Origin of the sequence: Pseudomonas sp. RSB 5.4 (genome assembly GCF_037126175.1) — a bacterium.
GTDB lineage: Bacteria > Pseudomonadota > Gammaproteobacteria > Pseudomonadales > Pseudomonadaceae > Aquipseudomonas > Aquipseudomonas fluorescens_H.
Genome location: NZ_CP146986.1, coordinates 1,476,492 through 1,489,289, shown reverse-complemented (window position 1 = coordinate 1,489,289; position 12,798 = coordinate 1,476,492). Strand labels below are relative to the sequence as shown.

Below are 12,798 nucleotides of genomic sequence, written 5' to 3'. Positions count from 1 at the left end.
ATCCGACAGGCAGCTATTGGCCGGTTTCTGCCTGTCGTGAAGGGCTTGAGTCGACCCATTGCTGCCCTTCATTGGAGAACCTGAATAAGTACGAAAGGGACGTCTGCGTCCCTTGGTTTTAAAAAGGGAAACCTTTACTCAATAACCGGAGCAGCCTCGACCGAACCCTCATTGGCGGTGTATGAGCCGGGCCAGGCTTCGACAGCAGGAAGAATCTCAGCGGGCTTGGGCAGCTCAATTCATTCAACGCGACCAATTGTCCGTTGAATACATCAAGAGAGTGAATCGCCGGATTCCAAAGTGCGATGCCCAATCCTGAACGGGCGGCTTCGATTGCCTGGGCGTAGTCTCCCATCACCCTGTCGATGGGCTTCGAAGTCAGGCGTTTGCCATGATGGCTCATCCACGCTCGCCACAGTGTCGTGTCGCCGGTGTGTAGCAGCGCAGCATCCTGTATTAAAGACAACGTTTGTTCGTTCATGGCGAGAACTTCGGGTGACACCACGGGGCAAAGCGACTCCTCGAATAGTGGCTCCTCATCTCCGTCATTCCATTGTCCGCGCCCGTATCTGATGGCCAGATCGACCTCCCCTGAGGAAAGGCTGGCATTCAAAGCAGAGGTGAGCAGCTCTAGACGTAAATCCTGAGTCGTACCTTCGAGTTCGGTCAGGCGCGGGATCAACCAGAAACGCGCGAAGGACGGCGTAGTGGCCAATCTGACGATGGGCAAAGTATGGCCGACGGGCCGGGGCTGTCGCGATTGTTTGAGTTGGTCAAAGGCATGAGCGACTTTGGCCAGCGCTATTTGCCCGGTGGCCGTCACGGCGACACCGCGCGCATGGCGGTCGAACAGGGGGCATTGAAACCATTTTTCAGCCATTTCCACACGTCGGCTGATGGTCGCATGTGTAACTTCCAGTTCCGCTGCTGCAGCAGTGAAGGAACCTGTGCTCGCGGCGGCAAGGGCAGCTTGCAGGGCTTCGAAGGGAGGTAAAATATCGTCTGAGCTGTACGTCATATGCACAGCTTATGGATGAGCAGTGCTATAGGTCAACAGCCCGGAAGTTTTTATGCTGCGCTGCCTTATTCATTGAGATAGCAGCATGTCGTTTTTGAAAGCGCTCATTTCGCCATTGGTGTTCAGCGCTCAAGTCGCAGGGCTTGGGGCGGGCAATAATTGTTATGCCGCCTCGTGCCTGGAAAGTCCAATCGTACGAGGTTATGAAGGGAATGGAGGCGTCACCGTTGAACTGGTCATGTCTGGGTCACCTGGAAAAGAATGGGCATTGCTCAGGATTCGAGGAGCGGAAGCGGGGGCCGTGGTACATCAGGCAAACGTTCAGCGCTCACCGGTTTCGACATCCTTTGTAGAAAGTATTAACGGGGTTTCACGGACAATTTTTGAGGTACGAATGCATCAGGGGTTTCTTCCGCGCAAAGACCAGGAGCCTTATGTGTTGGGCGAAAGCGCCCGCTTGGAGAGACTGAGTAATATCGGCATGGAGCTACAGAGGTTTGGAACTGAGGAATTTGCCGCTCATCAAGCTGGGGAACAGACCGCCTTGTGCGAAGATTTGACCGGAAACCGTCGTTGATTGACCGGTTGAATCCGCAGCCATTAGCAGCCGGTCAAGATATCCTGCTTATGGAGAGGGCTGGCCTGCTACCTGGCCTTCACCGTCCACAGTTGATCTAGCTTGGTCGTGTAACTTTGGCTCATCAAATCTCGACGCATCGCCCATCTAGGCGCTGCAGGCACGCTAGCCAACCGGACGACTCCCTTTCCCCAACGGCCATTGATTTCATCCAGAACGCTCATCACCTTGTTGGCCATCACGGGCTGTGAATGTGCGAATAAATCGTCGGTGAACTCGCCAGGTTGTCGGAGATCCATCAACAGAACCTCCGCTTTGCTGTACTTGAAGCCCGGTCGATACAGACGATTGACGGCTTCGGTCGCAGCCTTGGTCATGAGTCGAACGTCGTTTGTCGGGTAGGGTAGTTCGACGAGTGCGCCGTTCGCGTACTTCGCTTCTTCGGGATTGAACATCCCTGTCCTGATACTCACGCGGATCTTCTTGCACAGTGAGTTTTGCGCTCTGAGTTTTTCCGCCGCGCGTTGGGTGTAGGTGGCGACGGCCTCCTTGATCGGTTCGATCTGCGCGAGCCGGGTGCCGAACATTCTGCTACAGCAAATCTCTTGTTTGGGTGGGTCAGCCTCGCCCAATTCCAGACATGAGGTGCCGGCCAGCTCGCGAGCAGTCTTCTCGATCACCACACTGAATTTCTGGCGGAGCAACCACGGATCGGCTTTTGCCAAGTCCATTGCGGTCTTGATGCCCATGACTTCGAGGTGAGTCTTCATGCGTTTGCCAATGCCCCAGACTTCGCCGACATCGGTATTGCGCAGTGTCCAGTCACGTTTGAACGGATCGCAGAGATCGACCACGCCGCCGGTAATGTCCAGCAGACGTTTGGCGGTGTGGTTGGCAAGTTTGGCCAGTGTCTTAGTGCGTGCAATACCCACCCCGACAGGGATGCCCGTACGTTTGAGAAGGGTAGAGCGCATTTGCCGACCAAACGCAGAAAGATCTCCAGGGAGACCAGTGAGATCGGCGAACGCCTCATCGATGCTGTAGACCTCTAGCGCTGGCACCAACGATTCAATGATCGTCATGACACGTTCGCTCATGTCGCCGTATAAAGCGTAATTACTGCTGAATGCCACAACCCCATGCCGGCGTAGATGGTCTTTGATCTGGAAGTACGGCTGGCCCATTTTCACGAAAGGCTTGGCGTCGTAGCTGCGCGCAATCACACAGCCGTCGTTGTTGGACAAAACCACAATGGGCGTCTTTGCCAAGTCGGGTCTGAACACTCGCTCGCAGCTCGCGTAGAAGCTGTTGCAGTCAATCAGGGCAAAGACGGGCTCACGTATTGTCATGATCGCGCACGCTGTATTTCACCACACCCCAGATCACCAGCTCATCGCCTTCCATGACATGCCTTGCCGGATATCTTGGGTTCTCCGATACAAGCATCACGGCGTTCTCACGCAGAAGCAGGCGCTTGCAGAATGGCTCCGAGTTCAGCGCTGCGATGACTATGTCGCCGCTGACCGCATCGATGCTCCGATCAACCACCACCAGATCCCCCGAATAAATTCCGGCGCCCTGCATGCTGTCCCCATCGATTCTCACCAGGTACACATGCGGCGCGCGGATATCGAACAGCTCATCTAAGGAAATGTGTTTTTCGATGTGATCAGCCGCAGGGGAGGGGAAGCCTGCCGGCACCCTGGATGAATAGAGAGGCAGCTTCCTACCGCCAGAAGCTAGAGGGCCGAGGATGGTGATGCTCATGATGCAAGCCTTAGGAAGTTGACTGTATATACATACAGTTAACGATTTGGTTCGCTTGCGGTCAATCTCATAGGTACGCCAATTCGACGGGTGACACCATGTGCGGACGCTACTCGATCTACGAATCGATGGATCACTACCCGAAGGAGCTTGCGCCAAATCAGCTGGTGATCAATGGCTATGACCTTTGGCCTGTCGAGCGGTACAACGTTGCGCCGTCCACGCGAGTGGAAATCTTCCGGCCAGTAGGAGAGGGCTTGAGTGTCGATAAGGTTAAATGGGGATGGGCGCCGTTCTGGGCGAAGGGAAAACGCCCTGACCCGATAAACGCGAGAGTCGAGACCGTCATGACCGGGAAATTTTTCAATCAGCTCTGGCCAAATGGTCGCGTAATCGCGCCGGCGAACGGGTGGTTCGAGTGGGTCAAGGACGAAGATGATCCAAAGAAAAAACAGCCCTATTTCATAACACTGAAAAAGCAGATTCCGATGTTCTTTGCCGGTTTGGCTGAGGTGCACGAAGGTTTGGAACCAGATGATCGCGACGGTTTCGTCATCATCACCGCTGCGAGTGACCAAGGTATGGTCGATATCCATGACCGCAAACCTCTGGTTCTTGCACCTGAGCACGCCCGCGAATGGATTGATCCTGAGACTTCAGTTGAACGAGCGACAGAAATCGCGATGGAACATTGCCGACCAGTTACCGATTTTCATTGGTACAAGGTTCGCAAGGATGTGGGTAACGTTCGTAATCAAGGCCCGCATCTGATTCAGCCCCTCTCACTGGTCGAAGACGTGGATGACTGACTTCAGCCGCAGTCTGAGAGTCGGCGTATCGGCAACTGCACGCCAGCGAACAGAAGTATTGGCATGAGGAGGGAAGTAAGGCTTTTCCATGCGCGGCCATCTGCATGTAAAAGCAGTCGGATTAGTCATGGAATTCCCGTCGTCTATTCGTATTTGCCGGCTTCAATCGTTGATTGTCCGACCTCAATCCGGGAGGTATTTCACCACCATCGGGCTGGGTAAACTGTCAGCAGTTGGAACGACCCCCTGTGGCCGGAAGTCTACCTGTAACTGCTTATTGGTAAGGTACAGAGCAATGGATAAGACCATCACCGTCGATCAACTGGCTACCACCGACCTAAGATCAATCAACGAGATATGGCTCGGCGAAACTCATACCCAGCTATGCCTTTGGCGTGGCGAACAAGTCTTCACCCACGAGATGATGAGCGAGGGCACCCACGATCAGAATGTCCAACGGTTGTGCTTGCAATTGGTCAACCCTGAAGATCAAGCCGCCGTTGCTAGCGTTGAGTTGATCGTGCGCGAACAGCTAAAAAGGATGGAGAAGGAGGGGGAGTTTTATCCGGCTGAGGAGGCGGATACTCATCTATAAGAAAAGTGGTATCGGCCATTCCCAAGGAATCAATCCAAGACCTACTGTCGCTTGGAAGCAGATATTAATATGGGCTGGACGGGTGTAAGGCCTCAGGCGCCACTCCTTGTAAGTGCGCCCCGTGATTTATGGTGTAACCTCTAGCTATTACTCACATCGAGAATTTCCATGTCCAAACTTGCCGAATTCCGCCAGCTTGAAAAACACCTCGCCGAACAGCTCCAGGCTCTCGAAGCCCTCAAGGGCGATGCTGGCCTCAAGAAAGAAATCGAGTTCGAAACGAAGCTGCGCGATTTGCTCGCAAAATACGGCTATAGCCTCAAGGACGTGATCAACCTGTTAGATCCACAAGGCGGTCGTCGCGCTCCAGCTGTCGAGTCCAAAGCAGGCAGCCGCAAGCCTCGCCAGTTGAAGGTTTATAAAAATCCTCATACCGGCGAGGTCGTAGAAACCAAGGGTGGTAATCACAAGACGTTGAAAGATTGGAAAGCTGAACACGGCTCCGCGACCGTTGAGTCTTGGCTGACCAAGTGATTTGGTTTGAATAAAAAAAGGGCCTAGTAGGGCCCTTTTTTCTTATCGTTTTTTTTATCTTCAGGGGCATTTCATCGCTCTATTCACGTTATAGGAACGGCGTTTTCTTCCCGACAGTCAGCCAAGATATGTGAACTTTAGACACACGCAAATTTCCATTGTTTCATAGCAAAGCCAACCAGCTACTAGCCGGGAATGTGCTATTGAACCCCCAAGCCAGGAAGTTGAACGTGAAGACCTCACCCCGGAAGAACTCGCTGCGCCGCGCCGTTACCGGCCCGATGCTTTTTCTGTTTATTCTCGGCGATGTTCTCGGGGCGGGCGTTTATGCGCTCGCCGGGACAATTGCGGGGGAGGTAGGTGGCGCAATATGGGTGCCCCTGCTCATCGCTCTGTTTTTTGCGATGCTTACTGCAGGTTCCTACGCAGAGTTGGTGACAAAATATCCTCATGCGGGCGCGGCTTCGGTTTTCGCAGAGAAGGCGTTCCGGTCTCCGCTCATTTCTTTTCTTGTTGGCTTTTGCATGCTATCGGCAGCTGTCACGAGCGCGGCGGGTTTATCTCTAGCGTTTGCCGGTGATTACCTAGCGGCGTTCATTCATGTCCCGCCTCACATCGCAGCATTACTTTTCCTTCTCGTTATCGCGCTACTCAATGCGAGGGGAATTAAAGAGTCTTTGGGAGCCAACCTTGTGATGACAGTCATTGAGCTGTCAGGTCTTCTTTTGGTCGTCGTAGCCGCTGCTTGGTATCTCCGTACAGGCGAAGCTGACTTGGGTCGCAGCCTTGAGTTCAAACCGGGGATCAGCCCGATGTTAGCCGTTTTGAGCGCGGCATTAATCGCCTTCTATTCTTTTGTAGGATTCGAAACATCCGCCAATCTCGCGGAAGAAATCCGAGATGTTCGAAAAGTTTACCCGCGCGCATTATTTGCCGCATTGCTAACCGCCGGAGTCGTCTATATGGCTGTCGGCGTCGCGGCATCTTCCGTACTGCCCATGGAAAAACTTGTGGCCACCTCGGCTTCTCTTCTTGAGGTGGTTCGGGCGTCAGGGTTAAACATTCCGCCTCGCGTCTTTGCCTTCATTGCACTGATCGCAGTAGCCAACGGTGCGCTGTTAACCATGATAATGGCGAGTCGCCTTGCTTATGGCATGGCCTGTATAGGACTGTTGCCGGCCGACTTGAGTAAAGTGCTGCCTCGGCGACGCACCCCTTGATCGCGGTCATCGCTACCACTTTGGTAGCAATCGCACTCACGCTGACGGGAACCCTAGCTACATTGGCCGAAACCGTCGTCCTGCTCTTACTGTTTGTATTTCTCAGCACTAATTTGTCCGTGTTAATCCTGCGCCGTGACGTGGTTGCGGAAAATCACTTTCGGGTGCCGACGTGGGTTCCGGTACTTGCTATCGTCTCGTGCCTGGTACTGCTCAGTCAGCAAAGTTTGGAAACATGCAAGAGTGGCACTGCCGGCGCCAGTGGAGCCGAGCTGACCTTGTAAGCGCTTCGCCTGTCTATCGCAGCTTAAAACTTGTCGAAATTATACGAGAGCCTTGTGGGGCGCGCAGTTTTATGGGGTGCGTCCAATGCCTCGGATCGTCGATTCTGAGGAGCACTGGAACATCACCCGATCAATCGTTTGGCACGGCTGGATGCGTGAACGACGCCGCGAGCGGGGAGCACACCAACTCAATCCGCGTGCCTACAAATGGTTCACGGACGGGAAGCAACCTCGTCCAAGTGCCGCAGCAGTGCCAGAGGATCCTCATAGACGCGGAGTGCACCAGCTCGTTCAAGCTCTCCTGTGTCGTAACCACCTGAAAGCAGCCCTATACCGGTTGCCTTACAGCGGTGTGCGGCAAGCATGTCCCAGATGGCATCGCCGATCACCAGGCAATCTTCGATGGGTACATTGAGTTTGCTTGCAGCGGCGAGGAAAAGGTCGGGATCGGGCTTGCCATACTTGACGTCATCACGGGTGATGAGATTGACCTCCGCGATATCCAAGCCCAAAGCCTTCAGATTTATCGCCGCAGTGTCCATGCCACCGCTGGTCGCAATACACCACTTGAGCTGATCACGGTTGAGAGTATCGAGAAGCTCTACAGCGCCAGGGAGAGCGGTTATCTGGCCTTGCAGATCCTTGTAGGCTTTATCATGTTTATTGCTGAGTCTTTTAGCCTGGTCTGGTTTGATTTCCAAGCCGGTCTCACGGGCTAACATCTTGAGCATCAGCCCGCCGCTCATACCGATTTTTCTGTGAATTCGCCACATGGCCAACGGTATGTCTTCAGAATCGAGCGCGGTTTTCCACGCGAAAACATTCTGGTAAACGCTATCAGTCAACGTGCCATCCAGATCAAATATGAATGAGGTTTGCTGGCGCATACGTGACACCTCCATTAAGCAAATTTCAAGTAGTAGACGTCGCGTATTGAAAATATTGGTCGCATCGAAAACGAAGTGGAGCTGGCTTTAATCCTTAAGTCTTTCCAAGTCTGCTGGGCCAGGTTCTACACGTGGTTCGTCGCCAAGGAACCCATCTTCCCTAACAACTCGTTCGTCATCTGTTAACCCTGTTTCAGACACGTCTGAGACAAGAACAGAATCCTCCAGTGCTTTGCTTTTTTTTAATGAAGTGGAGCTTTTTTCAGTCATGAGATTTCTCCTCGACCCTCGAAATTTGAAGCGCTCAATTTTTCGAAAGCACATGGTCTGAGTCGTTCCGTCTTTTCCAGATATCGAAGCGGATAAACCGCAGCGCATGAGTGCCACTGCGGTTTCCATCGCATTAATTCCGCTTTTTCATCGAGGTTGTTCAACACGTACAGGTTGTGGTTTAAGTGCAAAAAGGGCCCTTGAAGGTCTTTTTTATTAGCCGGCAAGGCATATTGAATATGCACCTTGAGCCAAGGGTTAATCAGACTCATAAAGCGAGCTGAACCATTCGGCATACGGGGAATTGATGACTAGCCGCCGGTTGAAGTCCGGGCTTCCATCTGTCCACCAAACAGGGCCCCGCTCACCAAGCGCTACTTTGGCCACTTGTACCTTTTCCCGAGCGCGCTTTAGCTGCGATGCGTCTTCCGAATCTTTTGCTTTCTTCACCTCGCGTCGCGCTGCCATGAGGGCATCGACAAGACGCTGGCGCACGTCTTCTTCTAATGATGGGTTTGAACAGCGCCACAGCTGCCCTTTGACAACGAAGTAACGACCGTCAGGGGTCACTGGATGCATTTCTCACTCCGATCTTTCAAAGGGCGCTTCTCCAGAATTCACGAAGGACGACTACCTCAGCTTTCGGATAGGAAGGCGTTTAGCTTGTTTGACCCCAAACAGTATTCCCAGTAATAGCGCTGCGCCCGCCGCAAGGAGTATGGGATAGGGATGTTTACCTGACATCCATACGCCCTCTACTCCGTGCTTATCGCTTGGTGAAGTAGGGCGATGCCCCGATGTCGATGGATTACGACTGATCGGAATGTCAGAGGGATCGATCTCTGCTTCGTAGGGCATTTCGTTTAAAGGTAAACGCGCACCGTCTGCAAGAATGAGGGTTAGGTCTTCTACAGTGCCGGCGAGTCGATTGGGGAATACTGGCTCACCAATGGGGTCAAGCTCATCGTAATAAAACTGCTGACCTTCCAACCAACCTATGGCCGTCATCAATTCGGGGCCAAGGTAATATTTCCCGTCGAGGAAGAATCCTGGGAAATGTCGTGTGCGTTCCAGACTTTCTACGATGTAACGCTCACCCGCCTTCATACCGGTTGCTGGGTCAATCATGATGATGTCCTCAGATTTGCTCGTCTTTCGATAGAGGACGGGGTCTGGAGCAACGTTCCATCGAGATGACTGAAAGGGTGAATGGAAGGATGGCGACGGTCGGTAAGCCAATTAATCGAACACTCGAAGAGCGAACCCTCTCCAAGCTACATGCCCTCACCATTGAGGGTACTGAGAGGTGTGTATGAATCACGATACCAAGCTTCAAGGCGGTATGGGTGAGGACGACCCAATGCCCACATCACCCGATCCGTTGAGTCCAGGTCGCACCGACGTCGATCCAATGAAAGAGGAAGGGATTGACGAATTGCCAGATAACGAAGGTGAGCGTCCGCTTGATGAGGACGACGGCGGGTTAGACCCTGAGCGTGTGCGGGAGGAGACGGATAATGCGGTGATGGACAATCAGCAGGATCCGCGTTAACCCTCGGACACCTTCCGCAATCATCAAGTGGGTTGGTCAGAGCGAGAAGGGTGAAGGCTGATGAGCGGAAACTCCGATAGGGTAGCTCTAAGGAGCTGCGAACGTATTTTTGCCTAGGGCGACTGACTCGCATGATTCGATATATGTTGTCGAGATTACTTGAACACCCCTGGATGCATTGGGCCTAAGCATTATCAACCTGAGGAGTGCTAGCCATGTCGGAAGCTACCAGCTATTTCGCAATTGCTGTCGCGGTGATTGTTCTGCTCGTTGATCTGTGGGCCATCGTAAGCGTGTTTCGCAGCGACAAGACGGTGGGAGTCAAAGCCGGTTGGGCTATTGGGCTCATCATTTTCCCAGTCATTGGTTTAATCGTTTGGGGTGTTGCAGGGCCGCGCGGAATCAAAGAAGGCCCATCGTCGCCTGAACACAGCAAAGGGTAATTCAGCATCCGTTGGTCGCTAGTGCAGAAGGTTTTTGAAATTAACCCAGACGCATTTGCTTCAGATGAATGTGGGTTGGCATTCGGTCTTTTGCCGAGTGAACTGCAGCCCTGATTCGCCTGAGGAGAATGTCATGTTCCTACATAACAAACGACTTCAATACACCGTGCGAGTTGCCCAGCCAAATCCTGGGTTAGCAAATTTATTACTGGAACAGTTTGGGGGAGCTCAGGGCGAGCTTGCAGCGGCCTCCCGCTACTTCACCCAAGCGTTGGCAGAAGATGATCCAGGCAGAAAGGATCTGCTGATGGACATCGCCACCGAAGAACTCAGTCACCTTGAGATCGTCGGGTCGATCATCGTGATGTTAAACAAGGGTGCCAAAGGACGAATGGCCGAAGGTGTCGAAGAGGAAGGCGAGCTTTATCGCGCCATCAACGGCGCCGGCAATGATTCCCACATCACCAGTCTGTTGTATGGCGCCGGTGCTCCGTTGACTAATTCGGCAGGCGTACCTTGGTCAGCGGCTTACGTCGACACCATCGGCGAACCGACAGCAGACATGCGCTCAAATATCGCCGCTGAGGCGAGAGCGAAAATTGTCTATGAACGGTTGATGAATGTTACCGATGATCCGGGTGTGAAAGAGGCCCTAGGATTTCTGATGACGCGTGAAATCGCCCACCAGCTATCTTTCGAAAAAGCGCTGCACGCCATCCAGCCAAATTTCCCTCAGGGCAAACTGCCGGGCATGCCGGAGTTCACCAACGTCTACTTCAACATGTCACAGGGCGAAGGCAGCACTCGCGGCCCTTGGAACGAAGGGGACGATTGGGACTTTGTGGAAGATCCGGCGCCTGCAGTGGATGGTGGGGACGGCACCGCCTCTGTGCAATTGAGCGCTGAGGACGAGGCGCTGCTCATGGATATGAAAGCCAGGACGATGTCCGACCCAGACAGCAATCCGATCACAGGGGCGGACTTAGGGGCGGGGGTACAAGGCGAACCTCAACCTTGAAGAGCAGCCGCACGCCCTCCGGCGTGCGGTCTTTCATCTCATTCAGAGAGGAATCACAGCATGGTTAACAAAAAATCAGCGCGTCGGAATTTAACTGGCCCTGAGATGCTCTTTGCCACCAGTGTCGCTTTTGAACGTGACGCACAGCGCGTATCCCGGCAGTTCCGCCGGTCGCTTTCCGGATTTGCTGAAAAGCACGACTTAAGAAAATAGGAGGTTCCCATGCCCGAGCCGTTGACCTCATCCGGCGCACCACTTCGCTCCTGGTTTGCGCGGTTCTCAGGATCTGGATGGGGCGGACGCGCCTTCTGGTCAATTCTGATTGGCGTGACAGTGTTCTTGCTCATCAGCGGGTACGGCGCCTTCGTCGGTGCCAATAAAGAAAATCTGCACTTCGCATTTCTCGGTGGCATGGCAGGTTTCGCTGCGACGGCCATAGGAGCTGTCGTAGCGATTGCGTTACGAGACATCGCGGCCCGCACACAAGACATCATGCTGGGCTTCGCCGCCGGTATGATGCTGGCCGCCAGTTCGTTCTCGCTCATTCTCCCTGGGATCGAAGCGGCCCAGACCCTTTGCAGAAACCAGTTACTCGCAGCATGTGTAGTTGTTGCGGGATTAGGACTGGGCGTAGCGTTGATGGTTGGCCTTGATCGTTTCGTCCCTCACGAACACGAGAAAAGCGGACGACGAGGGCCGGACGCGCAACGTATCAATCGTGTTTGGTTGTTCGTCCTTGCAATCACTCTGCATAACCTACCGGAAGGCATGGCTATTGGAGTGAGCTTCGCCAATGGAGATATGAAGGTCGGACTGCCGCTGACCACTGCCATCGCCATCCAAGACATACCCGAAGGTTTGGCCGTCGCCCTAGCGTTACGTGTGACAGGCATCTCAGCGCTTCGTGCAGCGCTCATTGCAGGAGGCTCAGGGTTGATGGAACCCATAGGCGCTATCGTCGGCTTGGGGATTTCCAACAGCTTCGCATTGGGATATCCCATAGCTCTCGGTTTAGCGGCTGGTGCGATGATTTTTGTGGTGTCCCATGAGGTCATTCCCGAGACTCATCGCAATGGTCATGAGACACCCGCGACCTTGGGACTGATGCTTGGCTTCGGAGTGATGATGTTTCTCGATACTGCTTTGGGTTAGCAACGGGCCTTTTGTCCGCCCCCCTTAAAATATTCGGAACACGTCTCAAATGAGGTTGGTCAGTCTTCATGCACGGCAAGTTTTGCATGCATGTTGATCCCATGCGAACGCCCATCAGGCGACGCCAATACTGACCAGAAGGAAGATTGGAAATGGCTAGAAAAACTGTCGAAGACTTGTTTATCCATGAACTCTCTGACGTTTACAGTGCGGAAAAACAAATTACCAAAGCATTGCCGCGCTTGGCGAAAGCAGCGACTAATCCACTGTTGGCGGACGCGTTTACGTCCCACTTGGAGGAGACCCATGGGCAGATTGAGCGCATTGATCAGCTGGTCGAGCTGACCGGTATAAAGCTCAAGCGTATGAAGTGCGTGGCCATGGAGGGACTTGTCGAAGAGTCGAAAGAGCTGCTGGAAGAAATCGACAAAGGAGCTGTGCTCGACGCCGCACTAATCGGTGCGGCTCAAAAAGTGGAGCACTATGAAATTGCTGCCTACGGCACCTTGATAGCGATGGCCAAGCATCTCAAGCTAGATGACGCTGCAGCCCTGTTGGCCGCAACGCTTGTTGAAGAGAAAGGCGCCGACGAGAAGCTGAGCAAGATCGCAGAGCAGGGCGGTAATCAAGCTGCGACCTTGGAAAAGAAACGTTAAATAAGCGACTTCTGAG

15 protein-coding genes and 2 pseudogenes are annotated in these 12,798 nt (G+C 53.5%); 10 read left to right on the top strand and 7 right to left on the bottom strand.

Annotation, left to right across the window (positions count from 1 at the left end):
• Nucleotides 1-118 precede the first annotated feature (118 nt).
• On the bottom strand, nucleotides 119-1,018 hold the full coding sequence (locus tag V9L13_RS06600) for a LysR substrate-binding domain-containing protein (RefSeq protein ID WP_338801933.1): 900 nt from the start codon (nucleotides 1,016-1,018) through the stop codon (nucleotides 119-121).
• Between the two features lie 85 nt (nucleotides 1,019-1,103).
• Here V9L13_RS06600 and V9L13_RS06595 point away from each other — a divergent pair, with 85 nt between their 5' ends.
• The gene (locus V9L13_RS06595; protein ID WP_338801932.1) at nucleotides 1,104-1,595 is read left to right on the top strand and encodes a hypothetical protein; all 492 of its coding nucleotides are present in this window, start codon (nucleotides 1,104-1,106) and stop codon (nucleotides 1,593-1,595) included.
• Nucleotides 1,596-1,663: 68 nt separating this feature from the next.
• On the opposite strand, the gene umuC is transcribed toward V9L13_RS06595, so the two are convergent.
• Nucleotides 1,664-2,944, bottom strand: coding sequence for a translesion error-prone DNA polymerase V subunit UmuC (gene umuC, locus V9L13_RS06590; protein ID WP_338801931.1), 1,281 nt, complete (start codon nucleotides 2,942-2,944; stop codon nucleotides 1,664-1,666).
• Nucleotides 2,931-3,362 carry a translesion error-prone DNA polymerase V autoproteolytic subunit gene (gene umuD / locus V9L13_RS06585; protein ID WP_027613517.1) on the bottom strand — a complete coding sequence of 144 codons (432 nt, stop codon included), beginning with the start codon at nucleotides 3,360-3,362 and terminating at the stop codon, nucleotides 2,931-2,933. The genes umuC and umuD overlap by 14 nt, the downstream gene beginning before the upstream one ends.
• A gap of 98 nt (nucleotides 3,363-3,460) precedes the next feature.
• On the opposite strand from umuD, the gene V9L13_RS06580 reads away from it, so the two are divergent.
• The 4 genes and pseudogenes from V9L13_RS06580 to V9L13_RS06565 form a co-directional block, all read left to right on the top strand.
• Nucleotides 3,461-4,171, top strand: coding sequence for an SOS response-associated peptidase family protein (locus tag V9L13_RS06580; RefSeq protein ID WP_338801929.1), 711 nt, complete (start codon nucleotides 3,461-3,463; stop codon nucleotides 4,169-4,171).
• 295 nt (nucleotides 4,172-4,466) lie between these two features.
• Complete coding sequence (locus V9L13_RS06575) at nucleotides 4,467-4,766, top strand: hypothetical protein (protein ID WP_338801928.1); 300 nt, start codon at nucleotides 4,467-4,469, stop codon at nucleotides 4,764-4,766.
• 168 nt (nucleotides 4,767-4,934) lie between these two features.
• A complete protein-coding gene (locus V9L13_RS06570) occupies nucleotides 4,935-5,300 on the top strand; it encodes a histone-like nucleoid-structuring protein, MvaT/MvaU family (RefSeq protein ID WP_248750621.1) in 366 nt (121 codons plus the stop codon).
• A gap of 281 nt (nucleotides 5,301-5,581) precedes the next feature.
• Nucleotides 5,582-6,756 (top strand): annotated as a pseudogene (locus V9L13_RS06565) (APC family permease); the annotation flags it as partial.
• A gap of 260 nt (nucleotides 6,757-7,016) precedes the next feature.
• Here V9L13_RS06565 and V9L13_RS06560 read toward each other — a convergent pair.
• From V9L13_RS06560 to V9L13_RS06545, 4 genes and pseudogenes are all read right to left on the bottom strand, one after another.
• Nucleotides 7,017-7,691 carry an HAD family hydrolase gene (locus V9L13_RS06560; protein ID WP_338801927.1) on the bottom strand — a complete coding sequence of 225 codons (675 nt, stop codon included), beginning with the start codon at nucleotides 7,689-7,691 and terminating at the stop codon, nucleotides 7,017-7,019.
• Between the two features lie 87 nt (nucleotides 7,692-7,778).
• Nucleotides 7,779-7,961, bottom strand: coding sequence for a hypothetical protein (locus tag V9L13_RS06555; RefSeq protein WP_338801926.1), 183 nt, complete (start codon nucleotides 7,959-7,961; stop codon nucleotides 7,779-7,781).
• Between the two features lie 258 nt (nucleotides 7,962-8,219).
• The gene (locus V9L13_RS06550; protein WP_338801925.1) at nucleotides 8,220-8,540 is read right to left on the bottom strand and encodes a hypothetical protein; all 321 of its coding nucleotides are present in this window, start codon (nucleotides 8,538-8,540) and stop codon (nucleotides 8,220-8,222) included.
• A gap of 276 nt (nucleotides 8,541-8,816) precedes the next feature.
• Nucleotides 8,817-9,089, bottom strand: a pseudogene (locus V9L13_RS06545) (short chain dehydrogenase); the annotation flags it as partial.
• A gap of 184 nt (nucleotides 9,090-9,273) precedes the next feature.
• On the opposite strand from V9L13_RS06545, the gene V9L13_RS06540 reads away from it, so the two are divergent.
• From V9L13_RS06540 to V9L13_RS06520, 5 genes are all read left to right on the top strand, one after another.
• On the top strand, nucleotides 9,274-9,513 hold the full coding sequence (locus V9L13_RS06540) for a hypothetical protein (protein WP_338801924.1): 240 nt from the start codon (nucleotides 9,274-9,276) through the stop codon (nucleotides 9,511-9,513).
• Nucleotides 9,514-9,728: 215 nt separating this feature from the next.
• Complete coding sequence (locus V9L13_RS06535; protein WP_338801923.1) at nucleotides 9,729-9,956, top strand: PLD nuclease N-terminal domain-containing protein; 228 nt, start codon at nucleotides 9,729-9,731, stop codon at nucleotides 9,954-9,956.
• A 133-nt stretch (nucleotides 9,957-10,089) separates the two neighbouring features.
• Nucleotides 10,090-10,974, top strand: coding sequence for a manganese catalase family protein (locus V9L13_RS06530; RefSeq protein ID WP_116030808.1), 885 nt, complete (start codon nucleotides 10,090-10,092; stop codon nucleotides 10,972-10,974).
• Nucleotides 10,975-11,196: 222 nt separating this feature from the next.
• The gene (locus V9L13_RS06525; RefSeq protein WP_338801920.1) at nucleotides 11,197-12,126 is read left to right on the top strand and encodes a ZIP family metal transporter; all 930 of its coding nucleotides are present in this window, start codon (nucleotides 11,197-11,199) and stop codon (nucleotides 12,124-12,126) included.
• 152 nt (nucleotides 12,127-12,278) lie between these two features.
• Nucleotides 12,279-12,782 carry a ferritin-like domain-containing protein gene (locus tag V9L13_RS06520; RefSeq protein ID WP_027613496.1) on the top strand — a complete coding sequence of 168 codons (504 nt, stop codon included), beginning with the start codon at nucleotides 12,279-12,281 and terminating at the stop codon, nucleotides 12,780-12,782.
• Nucleotides 12,783-12,798: the final 16 nt, after the last annotated feature.

Coding starts and splice junctions, on each gene's coding strand:
- V9L13_RS06600 (WP_338801933.1), bottom strand. CDS start 1,018: ATGACGTACAGCTCAGACGATATTTTACCTCCCTTCGAAGCCCTGCAA.
- V9L13_RS06595 (WP_338801932.1), top strand. CDS start 1,104: ATGTCGTTTTTGAAAGCGCTCATTTCGCCATTGGTGTTCAGCGCTCAA.
- umuC (WP_338801931.1), bottom strand. CDS start 2,944: ATGACAATACGTGAGCCCGTCTTTGCCCTGATTGACTGCAACAGCTTC.
- umuD (WP_027613517.1), bottom strand. CDS start 3,362: ATGAGCATCACCATCCTCGGCCCTCTAGCTTCTGGCGGTAGGAAGCTG.
- V9L13_RS06580 (WP_338801929.1), top strand. CDS start 3,461: ATGTGCGGACGCTACTCGATCTACGAATCGATGGATCACTACCCGAAG.
- V9L13_RS06575 (WP_338801928.1), top strand. CDS start 4,467: ATGGATAAGACCATCACCGTCGATCAACTGGCTACCACCGACCTAAGA.
- V9L13_RS06570 (WP_248750621.1), top strand. CDS start 4,935: ATGTCCAAACTTGCCGAATTCCGCCAGCTTGAAAAACACCTCGCCGAA.
- V9L13_RS06560 (WP_338801927.1), bottom strand. CDS start 7,691: ATGCGCCAGCAAACCTCATTCATATTTGATCTGGATGGCACGTTGACT.
- V9L13_RS06555 (WP_338801926.1), bottom strand. CDS start 7,961: ATGACTGAAAAAAGCTCCACTTCATTAAAAAAAAGCAAAGCACTGGAG.
- V9L13_RS06550 (WP_338801925.1), bottom strand. CDS start 8,540: ATGCATCCAGTGACCCCTGACGGTCGTTACTTCGTTGTCAAAGGGCAG.
- V9L13_RS06540 (WP_338801924.1), top strand. CDS start 9,274: ATGAATCACGATACCAAGCTTCAAGGCGGTATGGGTGAGGACGACCCA.
- V9L13_RS06535 (WP_338801923.1), top strand. CDS start 9,729: ATGTCGGAAGCTACCAGCTATTTCGCAATTGCTGTCGCGGTGATTGTT.
- V9L13_RS06530 (WP_116030808.1), top strand. CDS start 10,090: ATGTTCCTACATAACAAACGACTTCAATACACCGTGCGAGTTGCCCAG.
- V9L13_RS06525 (WP_338801920.1), top strand. CDS start 11,197: ATGCCCGAGCCGTTGACCTCATCCGGCGCACCACTTCGCTCCTGGTTT.
- V9L13_RS06520 (WP_027613496.1), top strand. CDS start 12,279: ATGGCTAGAAAAACTGTCGAAGACTTGTTTATCCATGAACTCTCTGAC.